The organism is Pseudomonas sp. B21-056, assembly GCF_026016325.1.
Taxonomy (GTDB): Bacteria; Pseudomonadota; Gammaproteobacteria; order Pseudomonadales; family Pseudomonadaceae; genus Aquipseudomonas.
In genome coordinates this window covers 4,800,362-4,826,531 of the sequence record NZ_CP087203.1, presented here as the reverse complement: position 1 = coordinate 4,826,531, position 26,170 = coordinate 4,800,362, and the positions used below count along the sequence as shown (strand labels likewise).

The 26,170-nt window shown below is 62.7% G+C and carries 25 protein-coding genes; 14 read left to right on the top strand and 11 right to left on the bottom strand.

From position 1 onward, the window contains the following. Positions 1-596: 596 nt before the first annotated feature. Positions 597-1,319: a response regulator gene (locus LOY67_RS20905; protein ID WP_265064250.1), complete on the top strand. Its 723-nt coding sequence runs from the start codon at positions 597-599 to the stop codon at positions 1,317-1,319. After that, positions 1,316-2,926 (top strand): ATP-binding protein, encoded by a 1,611-nt coding sequence (locus tag LOY67_RS20900; protein ID WP_265064249.1) that lies wholly within the window; start codon positions 1,316-1,318, stop codon positions 2,924-2,926. The genes LOY67_RS20905 and LOY67_RS20900 overlap by 4 nt, the downstream gene beginning before the upstream one ends. A 117-nt stretch (positions 2,927-3,043) precedes the next feature. Here the strand turns inward: LOY67_RS20900 and LOY67_RS20895 are convergent, their stop codons facing one another. Continuing rightward, entirely contained in the window at positions 3,044-3,769 is a 726-nt protein-coding gene (locus LOY67_RS20895; protein ID WP_265064248.1) for a 4'-phosphopantetheinyl transferase family protein, read from the bottom strand. A 234-nt stretch (positions 3,770-4,003) separates the two neighbouring features. Beyond that, complete coding sequence (locus tag LOY67_RS20890) at positions 4,004-4,795, bottom strand: dienelactone hydrolase family protein (RefSeq protein ID WP_265064247.1); 792 nt, start codon at positions 4,793-4,795, stop codon at positions 4,004-4,006. Positions 4,796-4,950: 155 nt separating this feature from the next. Between LOY67_RS20890 and LOY67_RS20885 the strand changes: the two genes are divergently transcribed. The 3 genes from LOY67_RS20885 (at position 4,951) to LOY67_RS20875 (ending at position 7,742) form a co-directional block, all read left to right on the top strand. Next, positions 4,951-5,550 carry a porin family protein gene (locus LOY67_RS20885; RefSeq protein WP_265064246.1) on the top strand — a complete coding sequence of 200 codons (600 nt, stop codon included), beginning with the start codon at positions 4,951-4,953 and terminating at the stop codon, positions 5,548-5,550. Positions 5,551-5,721: 171 nt separating this feature from the next. After that, a complete protein-coding gene (locus LOY67_RS20880; protein WP_265064245.1) occupies positions 5,722-6,399 on the top strand; it encodes a response regulator in 678 nt (225 codons plus the stop codon). After that, a complete protein-coding gene (locus tag LOY67_RS20875; protein ID WP_265064244.1) occupies positions 6,396-7,742 on the top strand; it encodes an ATP-binding protein in 1,347 nt (448 codons plus the stop codon). Before LOY67_RS20880 ends, LOY67_RS20875 begins: the two co-directional genes overlap by 4 nt. Before the next feature lie 139 nt (positions 7,743-7,881). Here LOY67_RS20875 and LOY67_RS20870 read toward each other — a convergent pair whose 3' ends face one another. Next, positions 7,882-8,880 (bottom strand): AraC family transcriptional regulator, encoded by a 999-nt coding sequence (locus LOY67_RS20870; RefSeq protein ID WP_265064243.1) that lies wholly within the window; start codon positions 8,878-8,880, stop codon positions 7,882-7,884. Between the two features lie 334 nt (positions 8,881-9,214). Here LOY67_RS20870 and LOY67_RS20865 point away from each other — a divergent pair, with 334 nt between their 5' ends. Both LOY67_RS20865 and LOY67_RS20860 read left to right on the top strand, forming a co-directional pair. Continuing rightward, positions 9,215-10,567 carry a dicarboxylate/amino acid:cation symporter gene (locus tag LOY67_RS20865; RefSeq protein ID WP_265064242.1) on the top strand — a complete coding sequence of 451 codons (1,353 nt, stop codon included), beginning with the start codon at positions 9,215-9,217 and terminating at the stop codon, positions 10,565-10,567. Between the two features lie 310 nt (positions 10,568-10,877). After that, positions 10,878-12,059, top strand: a complete 1,182-nt coding sequence (locus LOY67_RS20860; RefSeq protein WP_265064241.1) for a CaiB/BaiF CoA transferase family protein — start codon at positions 10,878-10,880, stop codon at positions 12,057-12,059. A gap of 120 nt (positions 12,060-12,179) precedes the next feature. Here LOY67_RS20860 and LOY67_RS20855 read toward each other — a convergent pair whose 3' ends face one another. Continuing rightward, positions 12,180-12,674 carry a SprT family zinc-dependent metalloprotease gene (locus LOY67_RS20855; RefSeq protein WP_265064240.1) on the bottom strand — a complete coding sequence of 165 codons (495 nt, stop codon included), beginning with the start codon at positions 12,672-12,674 and terminating at the stop codon, positions 12,180-12,182. Between the two features lie 158 nt (positions 12,675-12,832). Continuing rightward, positions 12,833-13,435 carry a Yip1 family protein gene (locus LOY67_RS20850; protein ID WP_139647902.1) on the bottom strand — a complete coding sequence of 201 codons (603 nt, stop codon included), beginning with the start codon at positions 13,433-13,435 and terminating at the stop codon, positions 12,833-12,835. 398 nt (positions 13,436-13,833) lie between these two features. Between LOY67_RS20850 and ttcA the strand changes: the two genes are divergently transcribed. Next, positions 13,834-14,658 carry a tRNA 2-thiocytidine(32) synthetase TtcA gene (gene ttcA, locus LOY67_RS20845; protein WP_265064239.1) on the top strand — a complete coding sequence of 275 codons (825 nt, stop codon included), beginning with the start codon at positions 13,834-13,836 and terminating at the stop codon, positions 14,656-14,658. A 19-nt stretch (positions 14,659-14,677) separates the two neighbouring features. Further along, positions 14,678-15,352, top strand: coding sequence for a DNA-3-methyladenine glycosylase I (locus tag LOY67_RS20840; RefSeq protein WP_265064238.1), 675 nt, complete (start codon positions 14,678-14,680; stop codon positions 15,350-15,352). A gap of 113 nt (positions 15,353-15,465) precedes the next feature. Here LOY67_RS20840 and LOY67_RS20835 read toward each other — a convergent pair whose 3' ends face one another. The 3 genes from LOY67_RS20835 to arsC are packed head-to-tail and all read right to left on the bottom strand — an operon-like array spanning position 15,466 to position 16,839. Further along, positions 15,466-15,891 (bottom strand): DUF2069 domain-containing protein, encoded by a 426-nt coding sequence (locus LOY67_RS20835; RefSeq protein ID WP_265064237.1) that lies wholly within the window; start codon positions 15,889-15,891, stop codon positions 15,466-15,468. After that, positions 15,884-16,489, bottom strand: a complete 606-nt coding sequence (gene wrbA, locus LOY67_RS20830) for an NAD(P)H:quinone oxidoreductase (protein WP_041020225.1) — start codon at positions 16,487-16,489, stop codon at positions 15,884-15,886. Before wrbA ends, LOY67_RS20835 begins: the two co-directional genes overlap by 8 nt. Next, on the bottom strand, positions 16,486-16,839 hold the full coding sequence (gene arsC, locus LOY67_RS20825; protein WP_265064236.1) for an arsenate reductase (glutaredoxin): 354 nt from the start codon (positions 16,837-16,839) through the stop codon (positions 16,486-16,488). The genes wrbA and arsC overlap by 4 nt, the downstream gene beginning before the upstream one ends. Before the next feature lie 89 nt (positions 16,840-16,928). On the opposite strand from arsC, the gene LOY67_RS20820 reads away from it, so the two are divergent. Then, the gene (locus tag LOY67_RS20820; protein ID WP_265064235.1) at positions 16,929-17,396 is read left to right on the top strand and encodes a TlpA disulfide reductase family protein; all 468 of its coding nucleotides are present in this window, start codon (positions 16,929-16,931) and stop codon (positions 17,394-17,396) included. A gap of 92 nt (positions 17,397-17,488) precedes the next feature. Here the strand turns inward: LOY67_RS20820 and LOY67_RS20815 are convergent, their stop codons facing one another. The 3 genes from LOY67_RS20815 to LOY67_RS20805 all read right to left on the bottom strand — a co-directional run bounded on the left by LOY67_RS20815 (position 17,489) and on the right by LOY67_RS20805 (position 21,272). Further along, a complete protein-coding gene (locus LOY67_RS20815; RefSeq protein WP_265064234.1) occupies positions 17,489-17,893 on the bottom strand; it encodes an META domain-containing protein in 405 nt (134 codons plus the stop codon). After that, positions 17,893-18,327, bottom strand: coding sequence for a hypothetical protein (locus LOY67_RS20810; RefSeq protein ID WP_265064233.1), 435 nt, complete (start codon positions 18,325-18,327; stop codon positions 17,893-17,895). Before LOY67_RS20810 ends, LOY67_RS20815 begins: the two co-directional genes overlap by 1 nt. A 194-nt stretch (positions 18,328-18,521) precedes the next feature. Next, positions 18,522-21,272, bottom strand: coding sequence for a response regulator (locus LOY67_RS20805; RefSeq protein WP_265064232.1), 2,751 nt, complete (start codon positions 21,270-21,272; stop codon positions 18,522-18,524). 215 nt (positions 21,273-21,487) lie between these two features. On the opposite strand from LOY67_RS20805, the gene LOY67_RS20800 reads away from it, so the two are divergent. The 4 genes from LOY67_RS20800 to rlmD all read left to right on the top strand — a co-directional run bounded on the left by LOY67_RS20800 (position 21,488) and on the right by rlmD (position 26,085). Further along, a complete protein-coding gene (locus LOY67_RS20800; RefSeq protein ID WP_265064231.1) occupies positions 21,488-22,210 on the top strand; it encodes a response regulator transcription factor in 723 nt (240 codons plus the stop codon). Further along, a complete protein-coding gene (locus LOY67_RS20795) occupies positions 22,197-23,633 on the top strand; it encodes a sensor histidine kinase (protein WP_265064230.1) in 1,437 nt (478 codons plus the stop codon). The genes LOY67_RS20800 and LOY67_RS20795 overlap by 14 nt, the downstream gene beginning before the upstream one ends. Before the next feature lie 179 nt (positions 23,634-23,812). Then, a complete protein-coding gene (gene cysM / locus LOY67_RS20790; protein ID WP_265064229.1) occupies positions 23,813-24,715 on the top strand; it encodes a cysteine synthase CysM in 903 nt (300 codons plus the stop codon). Continuing rightward, entirely contained in the window at positions 24,715-26,085 is a 1,371-nt protein-coding gene (rlmD, locus tag LOY67_RS20785) for a 23S rRNA (uracil(1939)-C(5))-methyltransferase RlmD (RefSeq protein WP_265064228.1), read from the top strand. The genes cysM and rlmD overlap by 1 nt, the downstream gene beginning before the upstream one ends. Positions 26,086-26,170 lie beyond the last annotated feature (85 nt).

The following is a 26,170-nucleotide window of genomic DNA, read 5'->3' as shown; positions in this document are numbered from 1 at the left end:
TGGCCATCCGCAGGGGCGGTCTGGTCTTGGGAAAACACGTTGTTTCAAGTGGAAAGAGGTGCGAAAAGCGCTTGAATTCTCTGTCCGACTTGTGTTTGGTTTTTGGCTTCAACCCCTACATGTAGGGTTTTTTTCGCAGCGGGCTACAAGATAATGCGTTTTGGGGGATGAATGCAACGTACTACCTGTGGATAAACCTGTGCGTAATTTGTGTGCGAAACAGGGAACTGCGCTGTAGGCCGCGACCTTGCTGGAGTGGGCCTTTTTTCATCGTTTTCGAGGCACTGAAAACAGCCTGGCGGTTTTTGCGGGCGCGGACGTTACCACACAAATTCCGCTTGACCGAACGCATTTGTCCGCTTGTTTTCTACCGGGCCGCCGTTTATACAATCGGCCGGTGTGTCGGACAGGGTTATCCTCCTTTGACATGACAAAAGAGCGAACGGGCATTTGTGGCGAGGGAGCTTGCTCCCGCTCGGTTGCGCAGCAGCCGCAAAATCTTGGGGCCGCTGCGCAGCCCAGCGGGAGCAAGCTCCCTCGCCACAGGTGAGTGCGTCGTTCCTTCTTCCTATATTCACAGCAATACGAGGCCCCAAGTGGAACAAGAAGCCTGGCAGGTATTGATCGTCGAGGATGACCAGCGTCTGGCCGAGCTGACCCGTGAGTACCTGGAAAGCAACGGGTTGCGCGTCGCCATCGAAGGGAACGGCGCGGTGGCGGCGGCGCGGATCATCGCCGAGCAGCCGGACCTGGTGATCCTCGACCTGATGCTGCCCGGCGAAGACGGCCTGAGCATCTGCCGCAAGGTCCGGGCGCAGTACGATGGGCCGATCCTGATGCTCACGGCCCGCACCGACGACGCCGACCAGATCCAGGGCCTGGACCTGGGTGCCGACGACTACGTCTGCAAACCGGTGCGCCCGCGTTTGTTGCTGGCGCGCATCCAGGCCCTGTTGCGGCGCAGCGAGCCAGTGGAGCCGAACTCGCAAAAGCCGCGGCGCCTGCAATTCGGCCCGCTGGTGGTGGACGACGCCTTGCGCGAGGCCTGGTTGCAGGGCAACGGCATCGAGCTCACCAGCGCCGAGTTCGACCTGCTGTGGCTGCTGGTGTCCAATGCCGGGCGCATCCTGTCCCGGGAAGAAATCTTCACCGCCCTGCGTGGCATCGGTTATGACGGCCAGGACCGCTCCATCGACGTGCGCATCTCGCGCATCCGGCCCAAGATCGGCGACGACCCGGACCATCCACGGCTGATCAAGACCATTCGCAGCAAAGGCTACCTGTTCGTGCCTGAAGCCTGTGTAGACCCGGCACCGTGAACTCGATCTTCCTGCGTATCTATGGCGGCATGTGTGCGGCGCTGGTGCTGGTGGCGGTGCTTGGGGTACTGGCCCTGCACCTGCTCAACCAGACCCGCAGTGAGCAGTACCGCGAGCGCCTGGCCCACGGCACGTTTTCCCTGATGGCCGAGAACCTGCGGCCGATGAACGACACCGAGCGCCACCGGGCGCTGCTGCTGTGGGAACGGCTGCTGGGCATTCCCCTGGCGTTGCAGACTTTCGCCCAGACCGACCTGGACCTGGGTCAGCGCACCCGCGTGCTGCGGGGGCAGGCGCTGGTTGAACAGACCGGGCCCCATGCGGCGAAGGTCTATCGGTTGGTCAACGATGGTGAGCAACTGATGTTGGTCGGGGAAGTCCAGCAGATCAGCGAGCAATTGGCCCGGGCAACTATCTACCTGCTGGCCGACGAACTGGTGCGCTACCCGGTGGGCGAGCAACCCCAACGCCTTGCGCAACTCAAGGAAGAAAAAGGCTTCGGTTTCGATCTGCGGCTGATGACTGCCGAGCAGGCGAACATGGACGAAGACCAGCGCCGTCGTGTGTCCGAGGGCGATACGGTGATGGCCCTGGGCAAGGGCGGCGATTCGATCCGTGTGTTCGCCGGGATGGTGGGCACGCCGTGGGTACTGGAAATCGGCCCGCTGTACCAGATGAACCCTTATCCACCCGAATGGCTGGTACTGATCGCGGCGTTGGGCTTGAGCCTGATCGGGTTGATCGTCTACCTGTTGGTGCGCCAGTTGGAACGGCGTCTGAGCGGCCTGGAGGCCGCCGCCACCCAGATCGCCCAGGGCAGCCTGGAAACCCGCGTGCCGGCTCGCGGTGCCGATTCGGTCGGGCGACTGGCCGCCGCGTTCAACGGCATGGCCGAGCACTTGCAACAACTGTTGGCGATCCAGCGTGAGCTGGTGCGGGCGGTTTCCCACGAGCTGCGCACCCCGGTGGCGCGCCTGCGCTTCGGCCTGGAAATGCTCGGCAGCGCTGCCACCTCCCAGGCCCGGGAAAAATACCTGGCGGGCATGGACCATGACATCGAAGACCTGGATCGGCTGGTGGACGAGATGCTGACCTATGCGCGACTGGAGCAAGGCTCACCGGCCCTGAACTTCCAGCGGGTGGATCTGGATGCGCTGGTCAGCCAAGTGATTGAAGAACTGGGCCCGTTGCGGGCCGGGGTCATGGTCGAGCGCGGCCTGTGCCTGTCTGCCGCCGATTGCGACGGTGCCTGGGTCGAGGCCGAGCCACGTTTCCTGCACCGCGCCCTGCAGAACCTGGTGGGCAACGCGATGCGCCATGCCAGATCCCGGGTGACCGTGAGTTATCAGGTGGGGCAACTGCGTTGTCGGGTGGACGTCGAGGATGACGGACCCGGCGTGCCGGAGGCGGCCTGGGAGCGGGTGTTCAAGCCCTTCCTGCGCCTGGACGACAGCCGTGCCCGGGCTTCGGGCGGTCATGGGCTGGGACTGTCGATCGTGCGGCGGATCATCTACTGGCATGGCGGCCGGGCGTTGATCGCCAAGAGCAAGAGCCTGGGTGGGGCGTGTTTCAGCTTGAGCTGGCCGAGGCATCAGGACAGGGGGTGAGGGATGTAGCGACTGGATTGTCCTCATCGCGAGCAGGCTCGCTCCCACATGGGAACGCATTCCTCCTGTGGGAGCGAGCCTGCTCGCGATGGGGCCTTCAAAAGCGATACAAAAGCCTCAGGCCTTGATCCCCACCAGACTCAACAACTGCCCATCCTTCACCCCGAACCGCGCCTGCAATTCACTGCCATGACGCCATTCGGCCGACAGGTCCGTCAGCAAGCGCAGGCGCACCTGCCCGTCGCGGGTCCATTCCAGCACTTCGGCATGTTCGAAATAGAAGCGCTGCCCGACGATCGGGTACAGCGCCTTGAACAGGCTTTCCTTCACCGAAAAGGTCAACGTTACCAGCAACGCTCGATCATCTCGACGAGTGGTGGCCATGCGCTGCAGTTCCGGCGGGGTGAGGATTTCACTCGCCAGCCGCTCGGCGCGCTCCGGGTCGAGCAGGTTCTCCAGGTCCATGCCCAGCCCTTGCCAGTGGTCCTTGCGAGCGACGATGGCCGCCGCCCGGCCAGTGCCGTGGGTGATCGATCCGCTGACATGAGCCGGCCAGACGGGGGCACGGTCTTCGCCGATAGCCGGTACGCAGAGTTGGCCGTCCAGCTGATGAAGGGCCGCCCGGGCACAGATCCGCCCGGCAAGGAATTCGGCCTGACGCTTGGCCACCGAACGCTGGATGCTCGCGGGTGGTTCGATGGCACTGTTCGCAAAGTCTTCGCCGATCAGCAACAGCGGATCGAAGCGGGTGCTCAACAGAATCGTGTCGGGCAGGGCGTCGGGCAACAGCCAATGGTCATCCAGGGGCGAGCAGCAGGCGGGCAGGACAGGGAGTCGGTTCATGCCGGGCATTTTGCCGGGTTGGCTGGGTGCTGGGTAGTGGGTGATGCCGGGGAGTTGTGAACACTGTTGTGGCGAGGGGATTTATCCCCGCTGGGCTCTGTAGGAGCTGTCGAGCGAAGCGAGGCTGCGATCTTTCCACTAACACTTGAGTCTCAAGGGAAAGATCAAAAGATCGCAGCCTCGCTGCACTCGACAGCTCCTGCAGGGTTCAGTGGTAGCAAGTGGTTCGGTTGCTCAGCCAAAGATCTTCTTGAAGAACTTCTGCATATCCGCCCACGACTGCTCATCGGCCGCCTTGTTGTAGCCGATGTCCGGCCCGCCATGTTCGCCGTGGCTCAGGCGGTCGGCGTCGGGGTTGCTGAAGCCGTGCTTGGCGCCTGCCAGGCTGACGAACTTGTAGTCGGCGCCGGCCTTGTCCATCTCGCTCTTGAACGCGGTGACGTTATCCTCGGTGACCATGCTGTCCAGCGCGCCATGCTCGACCAGCATCTTCGCCTTGACGCTGCCGGGGGTGGCCGGGGTGTTGGTCACCAGGGCGCCATGGAAACTCACCACGCCGGCCAGCGGAACGCCCTGGCGAGCCGCATCCAGCACCACTTTTCCGCCGAAGCAGTAACCGATGGCAGCCAGTTTGTCCGGGTCGGTCTGCGGTTGCTTCTTCAACAGGTCGAGCCCGGCCTGGAAGCGCGCGCCGGCGGCCTTGCTGTCCTTGAGTGCCGCTTGCATGAACGCCATGGCGTCCTTGGGATGCTCGGTGTTCTTGCCATCGCCGTACATATCGATCGCCAGGGCGCTGTAGCCCAGGCCGGCGAGGTCGCGGGCGCGGCGCTTGGCGTAGTCGTTCAGGCCCCACCATTCATGCACCACCACCACGCCCGGGCGCGGCCCCTTGACCGCATCGTCGTAGGCGTAATAACCGATCAGCTTCGTGCCGTCGGCACTGGTGTAGGGAATCTCCTGGGTCTGGACGGCGGCGTGGCCCGCACCGCTCAAGGCCAGAAGTACAACAGCAAGCAACCTGCGCATGGGGGAATCTCCTTGAAAGAATGGGTCGCACGAGACAGGACACTCTAGCCGATTCATTCAGCGCAGGTTCAGAGAACGTTCAAGGGGTGTTCAGGATCCGCTGGTTAACGTGACCACGACTTCACACACCACCCACGTTTCAAAGGAACCTGAACATGACACACATGAAAAAACTGCTGCTGGCTTTCACTGTGCTGGGTGCCAGCGCCATGGCCCACGCCGATGACAACTTCGCCAGCCTGACCCTCGGCCAGACCAGCGACAAGGTCAAGAAATCCAGCGCCCTGGACCAGGCACTGAACAATCCGAACGCCGACGGCGTGATCGGCAAGGACGCCACCTATGCCGTCCGATTGGGCAAGCAGAACGACCAGGGTCGCTACTACGCCACCTACGACAACGTTTCGGGTACTCACAATGGCATCAAGTTGCGCCAGGAAAATCTGCTGGGCAGCTACGACCTGTTCTATCCGGTGACTGGCAGCACCAAACTGTTCGGTGGCGCAACGGCGGGCCTGACCAAGGTGACCCAGGACTCCCCAGGCTTCAGTCGCGACAGCGACATCGGTTTCGCGGCAGGCCTGCAGGGCGGCGTCCTGCAACAAATTTCGCAGAACACCTCGGTGGAACTGGGTTACCGTTACCTGCGCAGCAACGCCAGCACCGAGATGAGCCCCCACGGCGGCGACAAGGTGGGTTCGCTGGACCTGACCAGCAGTGCCCAGACCTACCTGTCCGCCAACTACACGTTCTAAGCGGTTCCTTGTGGGAGCGAGCCTGCTCGCGATAGCGGTGGATCAGTCGCTGCAATCTTGAATGACAGATCGCTCGCCGCCCGGAGCAGGCTCGCTCCCACAGGGCCGATCCGGCGGCTTTCGTTGCGCTGCACAGCACTGGATTATCGGATTTGCCTGGAGAGAGGCTCCATGAAGTTACTGGTCGTCGAAGACGAAGCGCTGTTGCGTCATCACCTGCAAACCCGTCTCACCGACAGCGGCCATGTGGTGCAGGCCGTGGCCAATGCCGAGGAGGCCCTGTACCAGGTCGCGGAATTCAACCATGACCTGGCGGTGATCGACCTGGGTCTGCCCGGGATCAGCGGCCTGGAGCTGATCCGCCGGCTGCGTGCCCAGGACAAGACCTTTCCGATCCTGATCCTCACCGCCCGTGGCAACTGGCAGGACAAGGTCGAAGGCCTGGCCGCCGGGGCCGATGACTACGTGGTCAAGCCGTTTCAGTTCGAAGAGCTGGAGGCCCGGCTGAATGCCCTGTTACGCCGCTCCAGTGGGTTCACCCAGTCGACCATCGTCGCCGGTCCTTTGCTGTTGGACCTGAACCGCAAGCAGGCCACCCTCGACGAAGAACCGCTGGCGCTGACGGCCTACGAATACCGCATCCTCGAATACCTGATGCGCCATCACCAGCAGGTGGTGGCCAAGGACCGCCTGATGGAGCAGTTGTACCCCGATGACGACGAGCGCGACCCCAATGTCATCGAAGTATTGGTAGGGCGCCTGCGCCGTAAACTGGAAGGCCCCGCCGGCTTCAAGCCGATCGACACCGTGCGCGGCCTGGGCTACCTGTTCAACGAGCGCTGCCAGTGATTCGTTCCCTCCGGGTGCGGTTGATGCTGGCCGCCACCACCTTGGCGGTACTGTTCATGTTGGCGTTGCTGCCGGCCATGCAAGGCGCGTTCAGCCTGGCGTTGCAGGAATCCATCCAGCAACGCCTGGCCTCGGACGTGACCACGCTGATTTCCGCCGCCCGGGTGGAAAACAATCACCTGAAGATGCCGGCACAGTTGCCCGACGAGCGCTTCAACCTCGCCGACGCCCGCCTGCTGGGCTACATCTATGATCGCGACGGGCGGCTGGTGTGGCGGTCGAAGGCGACCCAGGAAGAAAACATCAACTACACGCCACGCTACGACGGCCAGGGCAACGAATTTGCCCGCATTCGCGAGCAGAGCGGCGAGGAATTCTTTGTCTATGACGTCGAGATCAAGTTGCTCGCCGGCCAGAACGCGGCGTTCAGCATCGTCACCTTGCAGCCGGTGCGCGATTACGAAGTGACCCTGCAGGGGCTACGGGACAAACTCTACCTGGGGTTCGGCGCGGCGCTGGCGGTGTTGCTGGCGCTGTTGTGGATCGGCCTGACCTGGGGGCTGCGGGCGTTGCGACGCCTGAGCCAGGAGCTGGATGAAATCGAAGGCGGCACCCGGGAGAGCCTCAGTACCGAGCATCCCCGGGAACTGTTGCGCCTGACCGGCTCCCTCAATCGCCTGTTGCACAGCGAGCGGGAGCAGCGCAGCCGCTATCGTGATTCCCTCGACGACCTGGCCCACAGCCTGAAGACGCCGTTGGCAGTGTTGCAGGGTGTGGGCGAAGACATGGCCCGGCGTCCCGAAGACCGTGGGCAGGCCTGGGTGTTGCAGACCCAGATCGAACGCATGAGCCAGCAGATCGGCTACCAGTTGCAGCGCGCCAGCCTGCGCAAGAGCGGGCTGGTGCGCCATCAGGTGCGCCTGCGCCCGGTGCTGCAAAGCCTGTGCGACACCCTGGACAAGGTCTATCGCGATAAACGGGTCAACGTCCGTTTCGACCTGCCGGAGCACTGCCAGGTGCCGATCGAGCAGGGCGCCTTGCTGGAGATGCTCGGCAACCTGCTGGAAAATGCCTATCGGCTGTGCCTGGGCGAAGTGCTCGTCAGCGTGCACCAGACCCTTGGCGGCATCGAACTGTGCGTCGAGGATGACGGGCCGGGCGTGCCACCGGACCAACGTGCGCGGATTCTCCAGCGCGGCGAGCGGCTGGACCGCCAGCATCCGGGGCAGGGGATTGGCCTGGCGGTGGTCAAGGACATCATCGAGAGCTACGGCGCACGCCTGACCCTGGGGGATTCAGAACTGGGCGGGGCGGCGTTCCGGGTGCTTTTTCCGGTGGTTTGACTGGGTTGGGTGGTGGGGCCGCTGACGCCATCGCGAGCAGGCTCGCTCCCACAGGTTTTGTGAGCACCGCAAATCCCTTGTGGGAGCGAGCCTGCTCGCGATGGCGGCCACCCGTACACCGCAAAACACCCAGCCCTCCTCAATTCTCCTGCTCCCGATAAGCCCCCGGCGTCAGCCCCGTCCACTTCTTGAACGCCCGGTGAAACGCCGACGGCTCGGAGAATCCCAACTGCTCGGCGATCTGCTGCAACGACAGGTCCGCGCGCCCCAGGTGGTAGATGGCGATATCCCGCCGCAGGTGATCCTTGAGCTCCTGGAAGCTGGTGCCTTCCTCCCGCAGATGCCGGCGCAGGGTCTGGGGACTGAGGTGCAGATGATCGGCGACAGCCTCCAGGTCCGGCCAGCGTGCGGTATCGCGGCCGAGCAAGCGACGCAGTTGGCTGCTCAGGCTGTGGCCATCGTCTGGCCGTGAGAGCAGGTCGGCGGGGGAGCGCTCGAGAAAGCGCTTGAGGGTCCGTTCGTCCTGAAGCAGCGGCATGTCCAGGTAGCGGCTGTGGAACAACAGGCTGCTGTGTGGCGCCTCGAACGCCAGCGGACAGGGGAACAGCAAGTCGTACTCGGCGCCATGGGCGGGGCGGGCATAACTGAAGCTTGCCTGTTCCAGGCCGATTCGCTGGCCGATCAGCCAACTGGCGAGGCGGTGCCAGACCACCAGCAGGCTCTCGGTGAGGAAGTGGTCCGGGTCCCACAATGCCGAATCGTCCAGCACCAGGCGTACCTGTTCGCCTTCGGCCACCAGTGTCAGGTCCGGGGCGTCGGGGAACAGACTGTAGAACAACAGGCCACGCTGGAGCGCCCGGCCCAGGGGCCGGCAATGGATCAGCGTGTGGCACATCATGGCGAACGTCCCGGGTTTGCTCGGAGCGCGGCCAAATCCAAGGTATTCATCCCCCATTGCCAGCCACAGCGACTGCAGCAGGCGGGCGAACTGCTCCGGCGCGATACGCGCGCGCGGTTCGTCCAGCAGCTCAGGGCTGATGCCCAGTTGTTGCAGCAGGGGAAGGTAGTCGAACCCCTGCCGGCGCGCACCCCCCAGGGCTGCGCGGGCAAAGTGACTGGCGATCGTGCGTTGGCGCATGGCATCAATCCGTTGGATAAGCGACCGATGGTAGCAGGGCGATTCATCGCGACAAGGCGGATATCCGCCAAATCCCGGAACAGGAATCAGCCTGTTGGCGGAAATCCGCCACCGTATACGCTATTGTTTAACCTGTGATTAATCACAAAACCTGTCTGCCATGGCGGCTGTAGGGCTTTTCTGGAAAATGGCACGGGCTTTGCGATGCATTACGTAGGTCTGCCCTTGTGCAGCCGACAAAACAAATCCCTCCAGTGCAGGAGGGTTCGCAAAGTTGAGGTGCCGTGGATGACAGCTGGATGTCGTCACGCGGGACGCTTGAGGAAGGTTTGCCATGACGACTCGTCAGCCCCTGTATAAATCCCTGTATTTCCAGGTGATCGTTGCCATTGCCATCGGTATTTTGCTCGGCCACTTCTATCCGCAGACCGGTGTGGCCCTCAAGCCGTTCGGTGACGGGTTCATCAAACTGATCAAAATGGTCATCGCCCCGATCATCTTCTGCACCGTTGTCAGCGGTATCGGCGGCATGCAGAACATGAAGTCGGTCGGCAAGACCGGTGGCTACGCGCTGTTGTACTTCGAAATCGTCTCCACCATCGCCCTGCTGATTGGCCTGGTCGTGGTCAACATCGTGCAACCGGGTAACGGCATGCACATCGACGTGACGACCCTGGACACCAGCAAGATCGCCGGTTTCATCTCGGCCGGTAAAGACCAGAGCATCATCGCCTTCATCCTCAACGTGATCCCGAACACTATCGTCGGCGCGTTCGCCAACGGCGACATCCTGCAAGTGCTGATGTTCTCGGTGCTCTTCGGCTTCGCCCTGCATCGCCTGGGTGCCTACGGCAAGCCGGTGCTGGACTTCATCGATCGCTTCGCCCACGTGATGTTCATCATCATCAACATGATCATGAAGCTGGCCCCCATCGGTGCATTCGGTGCCATGGCGTTCACCATCGGCGCCTACGGTGTCGGTTCGCTGGTGCAACTGGGTCAACTGATGATCTGCTTCTACATCACCTGCATCGTGTTCGTGCTGGTGGTGCTGGGCGCCATCTGCCGCGCCCACGGCTTCAGTGTCATCAAGCTGGTCCGCTACATCCGTGAAGAGCTGCTGATCGTACTGGGTACTTCCTCGTCGGAGTCGGCCTTGCCACGCATGCTGATCAAAATGGAGCGCCTGGGTGCCAAGAAGTCGGTCGTAGGCCTGGTGATCCCGACCGGTTACTCGTTCAACCTCGACGGTACTTCGATCTACCTGACCATGGCTGCGGTGTTCATCGCCCAGGCCACTGATACCCCGATGGACCTGACTCACCAGATCACCCTGCTGGCCGTGTTGTTGCTGTCGTCCAAAGGTGCTGCTGGCGTGACTGGTAGCGGCTTCATCGTGTTGGCGGCCACCCTGTCGGCCGTGGGCACCTTGCCGGTAGCCGGCCTGGCGCTGATCCTGGGTATCGACCGCTTCATGTCCGAAGCCCGCGCCCTGACCAACCTGGTGGGCAACGCGGTTGCTACCATCGTGGTTGCCAAGTGGGTCAAGGAGCTGGATGAAGACCAGTTGCAGACCGAACTGGCTTCCGGCGGTCGTGGTATCTCTGACGTTCGTGAAGACGACGAGCAGATCGCAGCGGCGCAGATTGCCGCGGCTGAAGGCTCTGCTCCAGGCGTTGTGAAGTAATCTTCAGGCTGCAATGAAAAAACCCGCTTCGGCGGGTTTTTTCATGGAATGCTTTCTCAAGGCTGGAAGAGTTTTTGTGGCGAGGGGATTTATCCCCGCTGGGTTGCGTAGCGACCCCAATGGATATGTGCCCTATGTGTGTCCAGCAGGACGCAGGGGGTCGCTGCGCGCCCCAGCGGGGATAAATCCCCTCGCCACAAAAGGTGTGTGCAAGTCTTGAGCGCAATGGTCATCCCAAACGCCACCTGCGGTAATTGCTCCGCCGCCAGCGCCTGCCTAGTCTTTGCGGATCACCCCCTGGAGATTGGCCATGCAAGGCCCATTGGCATCGCTCAAGGTTCTGGACTTTTCGACCCTGCTACCCGGCCCGTTCGCCTCGCTGCTGCTGGCGGACATGGGCGCCGAGGTGCTGCGCATCGAATCACCGACCCGCCTGGACCTGCTACGGGTTCTGCCGCCCCATGACCAGGGTGTCTCCGCCGGCCATGCCTACCTCAATCGCAACAAACGCAGCCTGGCCCTGGACCTCAAGCAACCGCAGGCGCTGGAGGTGATCAAGCGGCTGCTGGCTGACTACGACATTCTGCTGGAACAGTTCCGCCCCGGTGTTATGGAGCGATTGGGGCTCGGGTATGAGGCGTTGAAAGCAATCAACCCCCGGCTCATCTACGTGTCGATCACCGGCTACGGCCAGACCGGGCCCTACAAGGACCGCGCCGGGCATGACATCAACTACCTGGCCCTGACAGGGCTGGCCAGCCATACCGGCCGCGCCGAGAGCGGCCCGCTGCCCCTGGGCATCCAGGCGGCGGACATCGCCGGCGGTTCGCTGCACGGGGTGATCGGGTTGCTGGCGGCGGTGATTGCCCGCCAGCAAAGCGGGCAGGGTCAACACCTGGATGTGAGCATGGCCGATTGTGTGTTCAGCCTGAACGCACTGGCGGGCGCCGGTTACCTGGCGGGCGGTGTCGAACCTGGCAGGGAGAAGCAGATGCTCAATGGCGGCAGCTTCTATGACTATTACCGCACCCGGGATGGTCGCTGGATGTCGGTGGGCAGTCTCGAACCGGCTTTCATGCAGGCGCTGTGCGAGGCGTTGGGGCGGCCAGAGCTGGCGGCCCTGGGGCTGTCATCCGAGCCTGAGCAACAACACCGGCTCAAGCAGGCGCTGCAAGCCGAATTCGAGCAGCATGACTTTGCCGAGCTTTGCCGGTTGTTCGCCAACATCGATGCCTGTGTCGAGCCGGTGCTGAGCCTGGAGGAAGCGCTCGGGCATCCGCAATTGCAGGCCCGGGAAGTGGTCACCCGGGTGCCTCGCGGCGATGGGTCGAGTCAGGCGCAGATGGCGTGTCCGTTGAAGTTCTCCGAAGGATTGCCCGAGCCTCGGCATGTGGGCGCGGGGCTGGGGGCGCATACGGATCAGGTGTTGCGGGAGTTGGGGTTCAGTGTCGAGCGGATTGCCCAGTTGCGGGGTGCCAAGGTGGTTTTGTAGGGTTCTTGCTGGCCTCATCGCGAGCAGGCTCGCTCCCACATTGGATCTGTGAGCGCTGCAAATCCCCTGTGGGAGCGAGCCTGCTCGCGATGAGGCCGGCCCAGGCACCACAAACATCTGCTACTCCACCCGCGTCTCCCCACTGAACACCAACGTCCCACGACAGCTGCGGCACAGATACCGCCGCCCCTGGCGTACCAGGCTATGGCGTTGGGCCGAGAACGGGAAGTCGCTGCCGTCGCAGGGGCATTTGTAGATGTAGCGGGTGACGCTGCGGCGTTTGATTTCGTAGGTGTGGCAGCGGTTGGGCGGCAGTTCGTACACGCCGCGCATGATCAGTTGCCACTCTTCGCCATGGGGCTGGATGCGCTCGCCAAATAGCTGATGGGCGATCAGGTGCGCGACTTCGTGGGCGACAGTCTGCTTGAGGAAGTCTTCGGCATTTTCCCGGTACAGCTGCGGATTGAAACGCAGCAGGTTCTCATGCAAATGCGCGACACCGGCTTTCTGCCCACGCAGTTTGAAGCTGACCACCGGGCGTTTGAAAGGACGTTTGAAAAAGGATTCGGCTTGTTGGTAACACTCTTCGACGCGGGTATTGAGTTGCTCGAGCATGCTTTACGGGTCTCCAGAAACCGGAGTATGCCGCAAGCATCGGCCGTTGCGAATCGCCCAGGTGCCCAGCGGTCGTTTCCACAGTCAGACACAGGAAGGCCGCCTTGCGGCGGCCTGTGTTGGCAGATCCTGTTTTTTTTGGAGAGCCTTGGGTTTTTTCAGTTGGTATAGACCGGGCCGACGCCCAACCCCCAGACAATCACTGTGAACGCCATGATGGCAACCAGCACCACCAGGCCGACGGCGAGTACCGAACTGGAAAACAGGAAACCTTCGTCCTGGGGAATATTCATGAAGGTCGGCAAGCCCACATACAGCAGGTAAACCGTGTAGCAGATCGCCGCCGTGCCAACGATCATCCCCAGCCACATGTGTGGGTAGAGCGCCGCCAGGCCGCCGATGAACAGGGGCGTGGCGGTGTAGGTGGCGAATGCCACGCAACGGGCCAGGCTCGGGTTGGCGTCATAGGTGCGGGCCATCCAGTGAATGAACGCGCCCATGACCGCGACACCGCCCAGCATGGCCAGGTAGGACATGATGGTCATCCACAGCGCGCTTTCGTGGGTGAGCATGACGGGGGCACGATTGCCGATGACCCATCCTACCTGCGTGGTGCCGATAAACGCCGACACAGCGGGAATCGCTGCCAGGATCAGCGTGTGGGTGAGGTACATGTGGCTGATGCTTTCCTCCTGATCGCCACGGATGTCTTTCCATTCTTGATCAGGGTGGGTAAAGAGCCCCACGACATGATGGATCATAGTCAGTCACTCCTTTGTTATTGCCATCGCCCCCCAGCGGAGCGCCTACGGGCCAAAATGGCCAAGTAAGTAAAGGTCTGAATATGTGTGCGACCTTATGACGCAGTATAGAAAGGAGTTATCCCCAGGGGGATGGGGGGCTTAGAGCAAATCGCGCTGTCGGTTGGCGGGTTAATCGCCGATAGGTCTGTGTGCACGGTCTTGAAGCCAGTGATCAACCCTGTGGCGAGGGGATTTATCCCCGCTGGGCTGCGTAGCGGCCCCAAAAGAATAGGGCCGCTGCGCGCCCCAGCGGGGATAAATCCCCTCGCCACAACAGTGGTGTGCCAGCCTCTTCGCCGCAGGCCTGTTTTTGCGTAAAATGCCGGCCCTTCGTCACACCTCACGGATTTCGCGTCATGGGCACTCTCACGGTCAACCAGAACAAACTGCAAAAGCGCCTGCGCCGCCTGGCCGGTGAGGCGGTTGCCGATTTCAACATGATTGAAGACGGCGACAAGGTCATGGTCTGCCTGTCCGGTGGCAAGGACAGCTACACCATGCTCGATGTGCTGATGCATCTGCAGAAGGTTGCGCCGATCAAGTTCGACATCGTCGCGGTGAACATGGACCAGAAGCAGCCCGGTTTCCCCGAGGACGTGCTGCCGGCGTACCTCAAGGCGCTGGGCGTTGAATACCACATCGTCGAAAAAGACACCTACTCGGTGGTCAAGGAACTGATTCCCGAGGGCAAGACCACCTGTTCGCTGTGTTCACGCCTGCGTCGCGGCACGCTCTACACCTTCGCCGACGAGATCGGCGCGACCAAGATGGCCCTGGGGCACCACCGTGACGACATCGTCGAGACGTTCTTCCTGAACATGTTCTTCAACGGCTCGCTCAAGGCCATGCCGCCCAAACTGCGCGCCGATGACGGGCGCAACGTGGTGATCCGCCCGCTGGCCTATTGCAACGAGAAAGACATCCAGGCTTATTCGGATCTCAAGCAATTCCCGATCATCCCCTGCAACCTGTGCGGTTCCCAGGAGAATCTGCAACGCCAGGTGGTCAAGGAGATGCTCCAGGAGTGGGAGCGCAAGACGCCCGGGCGTACCGAGAGCATCTTCCGCAGTTTGCAGAACGTCGTTCCATCGCAACTGGCGGACCGCAACCTGTTCGATTTCACCAACCTGCGTATCGACGAAAGCGCTGCTTCGCGCTTCGTCAATGTCGTGAACCTCTGACCGGACCCCAGGAGCGGGAATGCGCGATTACAAGTGGCTGCATGAGTACTGTCTGAACCGCTTCGGTTCGGCGGCTGAACTGGAAGCCCGCCTGCCTGTTCCCAAGACCCCGGCACAACTGCGCAAGATCAGCGACGACCGCTACCTCTCGACCCTGGCGTTGCGGGTTTTCCGCGCCGGGCTCAAGCACAGCCTGGTCGATGCAAAATGGCCGGCATTTGAGGAAGTGTTCTTCAAGTTCGATCCGGAAAAGGTCGTGCTGATGGGCGCCGAGCACCTGGAGCGGCTGATGCAGGATACGCGGATCATCCGGCATCTGGGCAAGCTCAAGAGCGTGCCCCGCAACGCGCAGTTGATATTGGACGTGGCCCATGAAAAAGGCAGCTTCGGTGAGCTGATCGCCGACTGGCCGGTGACCGATATCGTGGGTCTATGGACCTACCTGAAAAAGCATGGCCATCAACTGGGCGGCCAGTCGGCTCCGCGGTTTTTACGGATGATGGGCAAGGATACCTTCTCGCCCAGCTATGACGTGGTGGCGGCGCTCAATGCCCAGGACATCATCGACAAGGTGCCCACCAGCCTGCGGGACCTGGCGACAGTGCAGAATGCCTTCAACCAGTGGCATGAAGAGAGTGGCGGGCGGCCGATGTCGCAGATTTCGATGATGCTGGCTTATACAGTGAATCATTGAGACCGCGTCGCACCTATCGCGAGCAGGCTCGCTCCCACAGGGGGAACGCACTCCAAATCCCACAGGGGAATGCATACCAATGTGGGAGCGAGCCTGCTCGCGATGGCGGCCTGTCAGGCGGCGGAAATCTCTCCCTCGCCAGCCAATCGCCGGTTCAACTGAAACCGCCACCGCACATACAACAAGGCCGAACAGAACACCGCCACGCTCGCGAGCATTTCCAGTACACCGAACAATTGCCGGTTCGGGTCATAGGCCGCCAGTGCGCCCTTGATGAAATACAGGTTCACCACGAAGCACATCCATGAATGGCCGCGAGCGCTGCCGGTGAGCATGCCGGGTGCCAGTATCAACAGCGGCACCAATTCGATCAGCAGGATCACCCAGGGCCGCGCGCCGTGCAGATCGGCGATCAGCAGGTAATACACGCTGAGCACCCCCACCAGGCCGAAAAAGCACAGCAGGCTGAGGACCCGGGCGATACGTACGCGCGGCTCCAGCCACTGGATGGAAGGGAGGATCTTCGGCTTCTTAGCCACGGCCACTCTCCAGCAACTGTGCGGTTTTCGCCAGGCGCGAACCCAACGCCCGGCACAGGGCGACTTCATGCTCGTTCAAGCCGCTTTTACCGTCACTGCCGGCGTGATGGCTCGGCCCATAGGGCGTACCGCCGCCCTCGGTATCGATCAGCGCCGATTCGCTGTAGGGCAGGCCGGTGATCAGCATGCCGTGGTGCAACAGCGGCAGCATCATCGACAACAGGGTGGTTTCCTGGCCGCCGTGCAGGCTCGCGGTGGAAGTGAACACGCCAGCGGGTTTGCCCACCAGGGCGCCGGTCAGCCACAGGTTGCTGGTGCCGTCGAGAAAGTACTTGAGCGGCGCGGCCATGTTGCCGAAACGGGTCGGGCTGCCCAGGGCCAGGCCGGCACAATTCTTCAGATCATCGAGGGTGGCATACAGCGGGCCTTGCTCGGGGATGTCCGGGGCCACCGCTTCGCACTCGGTGGAAATCGCCGGCACCGTGCGCAACCTGGCTTCGAGCCCGGCCTGTTCGATGCCGCGGGCGATCTGCCGGGCCATTTCATTGGTGGAACCACTGCGGCTGTAATACAACACCAGGATGTACGGGGTGCTCACGGCAGGATCTCCAGGATCTTCTCCGGCGGACGACCGATCACGGCTTTGTCGGCGGTTTCCAGAATCGGCCGTTCCATGAGTTTCGGGTGGCCGGCAATGGCAGCGATCAATTGCGCCTGGCTCAGGCTTTCGTCGGCCAGGTTCAGGCTGGCGTATTCGTCCTCGCCGGTGCGCAGCAGTTGCCGGGCCGTGATGCCGAGCTTGCCCAGCAGCCGTTCGAGCTGCGCTGCATCGAGCGGGGTTTCCAGGTAACGCACCACGGTGGGCGTCAGGCCGCGGGCCTCCAACAGTTCCAGCGCACCGCGGGATTTTGAGCAGCGCGGGTTGTGATAAAGCGTCAGATCGGTCATGAGCGGGTCGCATCTTGCGTAAGGTGGCGGCTATTCTACTGTGCCGCGATGGGTCGTGGCAGGGTTCACATTCAGACAAGGATTGGCACATGGCAAGGCGATTGACGGCGGCACTGACATTCATGGGCATCTTGTTGCTCGCCGGGTGCGGAAACGACTACGGCATTGACCAGAACGGCCAGGCGATTGCCTCGCAACGGCTGGACAAACAGTGGGTGGTCATCAACTACTGGGCCGAATGGTGCGCGCCGTGCCGCACCGAGATCCCGGAGTTCAATGCCCTGGCCGAACAGCTCAAGGGACGCAACGTCGGCGTGTTCGGGGTGAATTTCGATCAGGTGCAGGGCGAGGAGCTCAAGAGCGCCGCCGACAAGATGGGCATCCGGTTCACCGTGCTGGCCCGGGACCCGGCCGAGATCTTCGACCTGCCTCGCAGTGAGGGGTTGCCGGTGACCTACATCATCGACAACCAGGGCAAGGTGCGTGAGCAATTGCTGGGTGAGCAGACGGCGACGGGGGTGATGGCGAAGCTTGCGGCGTTGCAGGCGCTTAAATAACACCTTGTGATGGGGCTGAGGGCTGGATCCTGTGGAGAGGGGATAAATCCCCTCTCCACAGGATCCAGCCAGGCTCAAAATCTTTGGGAGGCTCAACCCTCTTCCAGCCACCACCGCAGCGGCTTGCCCCGGGCCGGCCAGAAGCGTACTTGCTCGATGGGCGAGATATCCCAGCGCTGGACCTTTTCCAGTGCCTGCAAAAACCGCGACTCCTGCTCCATCACGGCCGGGCCGCAGAGTTTACGGGTGCTGCCGATCTTGCCGAAGCTCAAGCGGTGACCTTCCAGGGTATAGGGCGCGAACCAGTGATTGCAGCCAGCATTGCCATAGGCCCGGCCATCCTCTCCCAGGGTGATGGTCAGGTGGCTGTAGTCCATCAATGGTCGTTCACCGATCCATTCCAGGATGTAGCCACGGTTCTGTTGCAACTGTACAGGTTCGGCGGCACAGCCCATCAGGCTCATGCCGATCAACGCGGACAGGGCCAAACGTTTCATCAAGCGGCTTCCCTGCATGTCGGGCACAGATGCTTTTCACCCACGGTGGTCCAGCCCAGCTCGGCAATGCGTGCGCTGGCGGCCGGTTTCTGGGCCTTGACGCCGAGCTTGGCGTCGACGGCAAATTCGAAGCTCAGTGCCTTGGCACAACCGTCGCAGTTGACCTGCCAGGTGTGGATCGCCAATTCGCCGAACACCGGGCCGGTGGTCATGGCGGTCCATTGACCCATGGGCTTGAGCAGGTGGCGAACGGTGTCCACGGTCAGGCGCATGGACAGATCCTTGCTGCCCTTGAGGGTGACCAGCAGTACATCGTTGGCCTGGATTGAACCGCCATTGCCGGTGACCTGGTAGCGGCCCGGCGCCAGTGCGCGGACTTCGGTCAGGGTGTGCTGCGGGTTCATCAGGGTGTAGCGGAAATCGTGCTCGGCCATGGGTCCTCCAAAATAGGCGCGACATGCTAGCACGCGGCATGGGTGGGGATGACCCGGATGCGACGAACTCCCACAAAGGGTGTAGGAGCTGTCGAGCGAAGCGAGGCTGCGATCTTGTCCCAGACAATTGAGTCACGAGAGAAAGATCAAAAGATCGCAGCTTCGCTTCGCTCGACAGCTCCTACGATCCGGGATCACGCGCTGATACGTGCCTCGCTGGCCAGGCGATCGATGGCGCGATCCAGGTCTTGCAGGGCGACGGTGGCCTTGGGGTCCTGTTGCTTGAGCAGGGTTTCGCTGCGCTGGCAGGCGGCGCGCAACTGCGGGACGCCGCAGTAGCGCGTGGCGCCATGCAGGCGATGGACCCGCTCGATCAGGGCGTTGTGATCGTTGGCCTCACTGGCCTGGCGAATCGCTTCGCGGTCGGCTTCCAGGGACGCCAGCAGCATCGACAGCATGTCTGCCGCCAGATCGGCCTTGCCGGCGGCCAGGCGCAGGCCTTCTTCAGGATCGAGCACCAGCAGTTCATTGCCGCCCTGAGTGTCGGAACCTCGCTCCGGCGATTGATTGCGCAGGGCCAGGCCGGTCCATTTGAGCACCACCTGGGCCAGTTGCCGCTCGCTGATGGGCTTGGTCAGGTAGTCGTCCATGCCGCTTTGCAGCAGGGCGCGTTTTTCATTGGCCATGGCGTGGGCGGTGAGGGCGACGATCGGCAGCGGCGTGCAATGCCGCTCGCTTTCCCATTGGCGGATGGCCTCGGTGCTCTGGCGACCGTCCATGCCGGGCATCTGCACGTCCATCAGGACCAGGTCGAAGGTTTCCTTTTGCACGGCCTGGACCGCGGCATAGCCGCTTTCCACCGCCAGCACCTTGGCGCCCATGTCTTCGAGCAGGGTTTGCACCAGCAACAGGTTCGCCGGGTTGTCGTCCACGCAGAGGACCTTGGGCGCGCGGCTGGCCACCGGTTCGTTGGGTTCGCTGCGCGGCGGACGCGGGTTGACCAGGTCGGACAGCGAGCGGCGCAACTTGCGGGTACAGGCCGGCTTGGCCTGCAACTGGCTGTGGGGGTTGGGCACCGAGAGATGGTACAGCGTCTGCTCGGTGGTCGGGCACAGCACCAGGACTTTGCAGCCCAGGTGTTCAAGGTCCCAGATGTGCTGGTTGAGGCGTTCCGGCGGCATGTCGTTGCTGGTGATGCCCAGCACGGCCAGGTCGATGGCCTGATCGGTCTGGTGGGCGATGGTCACGCCATTGGTCAGGTTTTCCAGGGTACTGAACGGTGTCACCTGCAAGCCGCAGTCTTCGAGCTGATGCTGCAAGGCCTGGCGGGCCAGTTCATGGTTTTCCAGCAAGGCCACGTGACGACCCAGCAACGGCGGGCCGGGCAGGTCCTCGGCGTCGTCGCGGGTCTTGGGCAGGCGCAGGCTGATCCAGAATTCCGAGCCTTCGCCCGGTGTGCTGTCGACCCCGATCTCGCCGCCCATCTGTTCCACCAGGCGCTTGGAAATCACCAGGCCCAAGCCAGTGCCGCCGGGTTGCCGCGACAGCGAATTGTCGGCCTGGCTGAACGCCTGGAACAGCGCCCGCACATCCTGGTTCGACAGGCCGATACCGGTGTCCTGGATGCTGATGCGCAGTTGCACGCTGTCTTCGTGTTCGTCTTCGAGCATGGCCCGGGCGACGATGGTGCCTTCGCGGGTGAACTTGATGGCGTTGCTCACCAGGTTGGTGAGGATCTGCTTGAGGCGCAGCGGATCGCCCACCAGCGACAACGGCGTGTCGCGGTAGACCAGGCTCACCAGTTCCAGCTGTTTGGCATGGGCCGCGGGGGCGAGGATGGTCAGGGTGTCCTGCAACAGGTCCCGCAGGTTGAACGGAATGTTGTCGAGCACCAGTTTGCCGGCCTCGATCTTCGAAAAGTCGAGGATCTCGTTGATGATGCCCAGCAGGCTGTCGGCGGATTTTTCGATGGTGCCCAGGTAATCGAGCTGGCGCGGGGTCAGTTCGCTTTTCTGCAACAGGTGCGTGAAGCCGAGGATGCCATTGAGGGGGGTACGGATTTCATGGCTCATGTTCGCCAGGAATTCGGACTTGATCCGACTTGCCTCCAGGGCCTCCTTGCGGGCCAGGTCCAGCTCGATGTTCTGGATCTCGATGGTTTCCAGGTTCTGGCGCACGTCTTCGGTGGCCTGGTCGATGCTGTGCTGCAATTCTTCCTGGGCGTTCTGCAAGGTGCTGGCCATGCGGTTGATGCCCGACGCCAGCTCATCCAGTTCCTGGCTGCCCAGCGGGGGCAGGCGGGTTTCCAGGTGACCGTCCTTGAGTTGCGCCACGGCCAGCTTGATCTGGCTCAGTGGCCGGTTGATCGTGCGGCCCATGCGCAGGGCCAGCAACGCGGTCAGTCCCAGGCCGGCGGTAATCAGCAACAGGCTGGCAAACAGACTGCGGTAACCGCGTAGCAACATGCCACTGTGGGACAACTCCAACTCGACCCAGCCCAATAGGCGGTCGGCTTCTTCGGGGATCAGTTCGCCGGCGAGGTTGCGATGCTTGCCGAATACCGGCAACAGGTAGCGCGTGGCATCGTTGCCGGTGCGTTGCAGCAGTTGAGCGCTGTTGCCTTCCGGGGCGCGGTTGAGCATGGTCGGGCCGGCGTGGGCCAGCGGCGTGCGGTCGGGTGCGAGGAAGGTCACGGCGCGCACATCGGTCTGTTCCAGGGACTGGGTGGCGATGCGCTCCAGCAGATCGCTGTCCTGGTGGCTCATGGCCGGGGCGACCAACGGGGCAAGCTGTTCGGCGATCATCTCGCCACGCTGCAGCAACTGGGCATGCAGGTCCGATTGCTGCATCCAGGTGAAATAGCCGCCCAGGACCAGTGCCATCAGGCTGGTCGGCAACAGGGTCAGCAACAGCACGCGGCCTTTGATTCCCAGTTTCTTGAGCACACTTGTCTCCTGCATCCAGCGGTCTGATTGACTTCGCGCGCATCCGGCACGCAACACCTGCGCAGTGTAGCGACTTGCAGGCGGGCAATCCTCGTAAAATTCATGTCGCCGTGCATCCGTACCGTCGGCTGCGTCGGTGTAGCGATGTGCGGCGGTTGCCTCTGGGGAGACGATCTTGAATAATTCCGTCAACTGAGAATTATTTGCAGATATTCATGAATCCCACTTCCGTTGGTCATCCCCGCATTCTCGCCATTGAAGACGATCCCGTACTGGGCGCTTATGTCCACGAGCACCTGGGCCGCAGCGGGTTCGAGGTGACCTGGTGCCAGAATGGCCAGGAAGGCTTGGAGATTGCCTGTCGCCAGGCTTTCGACGTGGTGCTCATGGACATCCTGCTGCCCGGCATGGATGGGCTTGCGGTGCTGACCCGTTTGCGCCAGAGCCATTCGACCCCGGTGGTGTTGATGTCGGCCCTGGGCGCTGAAGCCGACCGCATCAGTGGCTTTCGCCTCGGTGCCGACGATTACCTGCCCAAGCCGTTCAGCATGGCTGAGTTGCACGTGCGCATCGAAGCCATTCTGCGGCGGGTGGCGCTGGATCGGCGTCCGGCCTCGACATTGCCCGTCCATCAGGTCCGGGGACTGGATTTCGACGAAGAGCGCTGTGATGTGCAGGTCGCCGGACAGTATGCCGGACTGACCCGCAGCGAGTACCGCCTGCTGGAGGTCCTGCACCGCAGTGGCGACGAAGTGCTGAGCAAGGCCTTCCTTTATCAGCACGTCCTGCAACGTGGCTATGCGCCCCACGACCGTAGCCTGGACATGCACGTCAGCCAGATCCGGCGCAAGCTCAAGGCCATCGGCTACACCGCCCGGGAAGTGCGCACGGTATGGGGCAAGGGGTATGTCTTGAGTGCCGTCGATGAAATGGTCTGATCTGCCCTCGCGGCATTCGCTGTTCTGGAAGCTGGCGTGCCTGTTGGTGGCGTTCTGTCTGCTGATGATCTGGCTGAGCTGGTCCTGGGGACGCTACATGGAACAGCGCAACCAGTTCCTTTCGGACGAGGCCCGAGGCACTCTCACGCGCTATGCCGCCGAGGCCGAGCAGGCCTGGCTCGGCGGCAGTCAGTCGGGTGTCGATCGGTGGTTGCATGACATGCAGCAGCGCGAAGCCGGTTGGGTCGGCGTCATCGGTGCGGACTTGCAGTCCCTGAGCGATCATCCGCTGACGGACCGGGAGATCGAGCGCCTGACGTTCCTGCGGGGGCTCGACTGGCCCATCCACCGCAAAGGCCGGCCGTGGCTGCGGGTGCCGTTTCCCGATGATCCCTCCGCCGGCAGCCTGGTGATCGAGCTGCCCGAGCGTTTCCTGCCGGGGCGGTATCGGGTGTTCTGGCGGGTGATTACCAACGGCGTGATTCCCGGGCTGTTCACCCTGTTGCTGTGCGTCGGCCTGTACCGCTTGCTGGTGGTGCCGCTCAATCAATTGCGCGAGCAGGCCAATGCCTGGCGCGCCGATCAGTTGAACGTGCGTCTGCCCAGGCGCACGACCGACCGGACCGATGAGTTGGGTGAACTGGGGCGTGCGTTCGATCACATGGCCGAGCGCCTGCAATCCACCGTCATCCTGCAACAGCAACTGCTGCGCGACCTGTCCCATGAGCTGCGCACGCCCCTGAGTCGCCTGCAGGTCGCCAGCGAAAGCGAACAAGCGTTCGATCCATTGCGTGAACGGGTCGCCCGGGAGGTCGAGGGCATGCAGCGGCTGGTGGAGGACACCTTGCAACTGGCCTGGCTCGACACCGACCGTGCGCCGCTGCCGGGGGAAGCCATCCAGGTCCAGGCGCTGTGGGAAATGCTCACGGAAAATGCCTGCTACGAAAGTGCCTGGCCCGCCAGCCAACTGCACTGCGCCGTGGCGGCCGACTGTTGGGTGCAGGGCAACCTCAACACCCTGGCCCAGGCCCTGGAAAATATCCTGCGCAACGCCATCCGCCATTCACCACCCGAAGGCATCGTGCGCCTGGGCGGCCGGCGCCACGGCGCGTATTGGCATCTGTGGCTGGAGGACGAAGGCGGCGGGGTGGCCGAGCAGGATCTCCAGCGCATCTTCGATCCCTTCACCCGCCTCGACGGCTCCCGTCCCGGCGACGGCGGTTTCGGCCTGGGCCTGAGCATCGCGCGCAATGCGGTGCAACGCCAGGGCGGGCGGATGTGGGCGGAAAATGGTGAGCGAGGGCTGCGGTTGAATCTGTGGTTGATGGCCGATGACAACCTCGTTACCAAGCCGACTGCAACCCCTGTGGCGAGGGGATTTATCCCCGCTGGGGCGCGAAGCGGCCCTCAACAAACGATCTGACACCGTGGACTCAGGCCTAGGGGCCGCTTCGCAGCCCATCGGGGATAAATCCCCTCGCCACAGAGGGCAGTTGGCAGGCCTTATTCCCATAAGCCATAACCACCACACTTTGCGTGATATGGCCGCGCAGGGTTTGCCGGTATGATAGGCGCCCCCGCAGCCCGGATTGCGAATACGCCATGACTGTGCAATACCCCACCATCGCCGATTGCGTCGGCAACACTCCGCTGGTTCGTTTGCAGCGCCTGCCCGGCGTCACCAGCAATACGCTTTTGCTCAAGCTCGAAGGGAACAACCCGGCGGGTTCGGTCAAGGACCGGCCGGCGCTGTCGATGATCACCCGTGGCGAGTTGCGCGGGCAGATCCAGCCCGGTGACACGCTGATCGAGGCGACCTCCGGCAACACCGGGATTGCCCTGGCGATGGCGGCGGCGATCAAGGGTTACAAGATGATCCTGATCATGCCCGACAACTCCAGCGCCGAGCGCAAGGCGGCGATGACCGCCTACGGTGCCGAGTTGATCCTGGTGACCAAGGACGAGGGCATGGAAGGCGCCCGTGACCTGGCCGAGCGGATGCAGGCCGAGGGCCGCGGCAAGGTGCTCGACCAGTTCGCCAACGGCGACAATCCCGAAGCCCACTACACCACCACCGGTCCCGAGATCTGGCGCCAGACCGACGGCACCATCACCCATTTCGTCAGCTCGATGGGCACCACCGGCACCATCATGGGCACCTCGCGCTACCTGAAGGAACAGAACCCGAACGTGCAGATCGTCGGCCTGCAACCGATGGAAGGCGCGTCCATCCCCGGCATTCGTCGCTGGCCCGAGGAGTATCTGCCGAAGATCTACCAGGCCGACCGTGTGGACCGCATCATCGACATGGCCCAGAGCGAAGCCGAGGACGTGACCCGTCGCCTGGCCCGCGAAGAAGGCATTTTTTGCGGCGTGTCGTCCGGCGGTGCCGTGGCGGGGATGCTGCGTTTGTCGAAGGAAGTTGAAAACGCGGTGATCGTTGCGATCATCTGCGACCGCGGCGACCGCTACCTGTCCACCGGCATCTTCGACGCGCCCAACTGATGGCCAAGCATGAACGAGGCCTGCGCTTCCAGCCCAGCGGCGGAAGCCGGGCCCCACAAGTGCCGACCGGCAAAAAACAGCGCCTGACCATAGAGCGCCTGGCCAACGATGGCCGGGGCATCGCGTTTGTCGACGGGCGCACCTGGTTTGTCATCGGTGCCCTGGCTGGCGAAGAGGTCGAGGCGCGGGTGCTGGGTGCCCATGGCAAGGTGGTCGAGGCGCGCACCGAGCGGGTGTTCCAGGCCAGCGACCTGCGCCGCGCGATGCCGTGCGTCCATGCCGGCCGATGTGGCGGTTGCAGTGTTCAGCACCTGCCCCACAACGAACAGCTCGCCCTGAAACAGCGCATGCTCGCCGAGCAATTGTCACGGGTTGCCGGTGTGGCGCCGGATGAATGGGCCGCGCCGCTGAGCGGGCCGGAGTTCGGTTATCGGCGCCGCGCCCGCGTGGCGGTACGCTGGGACCAGAAAGCGAAGAAACTCGAGGTCGGTTTCCGTGCCGTCGGCAGCCAGGACATTGTCGCCATTGGCGATTGCCCAGTGCTGGTACAGCCCTTGCAGCCGATCATGAGCCGCTTGCCGGACATGCTCCGCCGCTTGAGCAAACCCCAGGCGCTGGGACATGTGGAATTATTCGCCGGCTCATCCCTGGCGGTGTTGCTGCGGCACATGGCGCCGCTGTCGGAAGCCGACCTGGCGATTCTCAAGGATTTCTGCGCGGCCCAGGACGCCCAACTGTGGCTGCACGGTGAAGGCGAGCCGCAACCGCTCGAACCGGGACTGGCCCTGGGCTATCGCCTGGACACCTGGGACCTGGACCTGGCCTATCGGCCGGGGGATTTCATCCAGGTGAACGCCGGGGTCAACGAGGCGATGATTGCCCAGGCCCTGCATTGGCTGGCGCCGCGCTCCGAGGAACGGGTGCTGGATCTGTTCTGCGGCCTGGGTAACTTTGCCTTGCCGCTGGCCCGGTGCGTGCGCGAGGTGGTGGCCGTGGAAGGCGTGCAGACCATGGTGGACCGGGCGGCGGCCAATGCCGTCAGCAATAATTTGAATAACACTGCCTTTTTTCAGGCCGATTTATCCCAGCCGTTGGCGGGTGCCGAATGGATCGGCGAAGGCTTTTCTGCGGTACTCTTGGACCCACCCCGTGACGGTGCTTTCGAGGTGGTGCGCAAGCTGGCATCCCTGGGTGCCGAACGGTTGGTTTATGTATCGTGCAACCCGGCAACTTTGGCCCGGGACACGGTCGAATTGATCAAGCAGGGCTACCGGTTAAAACGTGCCGGGATTCTCGATATGTTTCCTCAAACGGCGCATGTCGAGGCCATGGCGTTATTTGAAGCGAGCCAGGATGGCTTGTCCGACTGACCCGTTCGTGCCAACCCGCCACAGCCCTGGGCGGAAACACGGGCAACGAAGGTCAGCGATGTTGACGCATTGAATCTGCGTCGTA

What these genes read in the sequence shown, in the direction of transcription:
- rlmD (WP_265064228.1), top strand. Translation starts at nt 24,715, where the DNA reads ATGGCCAAGCATGAACGAGGCCTGCGCTTCCAGCCCAGCGGCGGAAGC.
- LOY67_RS20865 (WP_265064242.1), top strand. Translation starts at nt 9,215, where the DNA reads ATGACGACTCGTCAGCCCCTGTATAAATCCCTGTATTTCCAGGTGATC.
- LOY67_RS20870 (WP_265064243.1), bottom strand. Translation starts at nt 8,880, where the DNA reads ATGCGCCAACGCACGATCGCCAGTCACTTTGCCCGCGCAGCCCTGGGG.
- LOY67_RS20860 (WP_265064241.1), top strand. Translation starts at nt 10,878, where the DNA reads ATGCAAGGCCCATTGGCATCGCTCAAGGTTCTGGACTTTTCGACCCTG.
- LOY67_RS20810 (WP_265064233.1), bottom strand. Translation starts at nt 18,327, where the DNA reads ATGGCCGAGCACGATTTCCGCTACACCCTGATGAACCCGCAGCACACC.
- LOY67_RS20850 (WP_139647902.1), bottom strand. Translation starts at nt 13,435, where the DNA reads ATGATCCATCATGTCGTGGGGCTCTTTACCCACCCTGATCAAGAATGG.
- LOY67_RS20840 (WP_265064238.1), top strand. Translation starts at nt 14,678, where the DNA reads ATGCGCGATTACAAGTGGCTGCATGAGTACTGTCTGAACCGCTTCGGT.
- LOY67_RS20885 (WP_265064246.1), top strand. Translation starts at nt 4,951, where the DNA reads ATGACACACATGAAAAAACTGCTGCTGGCTTTCACTGTGCTGGGTGCC.
- ttcA (WP_265064239.1), top strand. Translation starts at nt 13,834, where the DNA reads ATGGGCACTCTCACGGTCAACCAGAACAAACTGCAAAAGCGCCTGCGC.
- cysM (WP_265064229.1), top strand. Translation starts at nt 23,813, where the DNA reads ATGACTGTGCAATACCCCACCATCGCCGATTGCGTCGGCAACACTCCG.
- LOY67_RS20820 (WP_265064235.1), top strand. Translation starts at nt 16,929, where the DNA reads ATGGCAAGGCGATTGACGGCGGCACTGACATTCATGGGCATCTTGTTG.
- LOY67_RS20795 (WP_265064230.1), top strand. Translation starts at nt 22,197, where the DNA reads ATGAAATGGTCTGATCTGCCCTCGCGGCATTCGCTGTTCTGGAAGCTG.
- LOY67_RS20895 (WP_265064248.1), bottom strand. Translation starts at nt 3,769, where the DNA reads ATGAACCGACTCCCTGTCCTGCCCGCCTGCTGCTCGCCCCTGGATGAC.
- LOY67_RS20880 (WP_265064245.1), top strand. Translation starts at nt 5,722, where the DNA reads ATGAAGTTACTGGTCGTCGAAGACGAAGCGCTGTTGCGTCATCACCTG.
- LOY67_RS20890 (WP_265064247.1), bottom strand. Translation starts at nt 4,795, where the DNA reads ATGCGCAGGTTGCTTGCTGTTGTACTTCTGGCCTTGAGCGGTGCGGGC.
- arsC (WP_265064236.1), bottom strand. Translation starts at nt 16,839, where the DNA reads ATGACCGATCTGACGCTTTATCACAACCCGCGCTGCTCAAAATCCCGC.
- LOY67_RS20800 (WP_265064231.1), top strand. Translation starts at nt 21,488, where the DNA reads ATGAATCCCACTTCCGTTGGTCATCCCCGCATTCTCGCCATTGAAGAC.
- LOY67_RS20855 (WP_265064240.1), bottom strand. Translation starts at nt 12,674, where the DNA reads ATGCTCGAGCAACTCAATACCCGCGTCGAAGAGTGTTACCAACAAGCC.
- LOY67_RS20815 (WP_265064234.1), bottom strand. Translation starts at nt 17,893, where the DNA reads ATGAAACGTTTGGCCCTGTCCGCGTTGATCGGCATGAGCCTGATGGGC.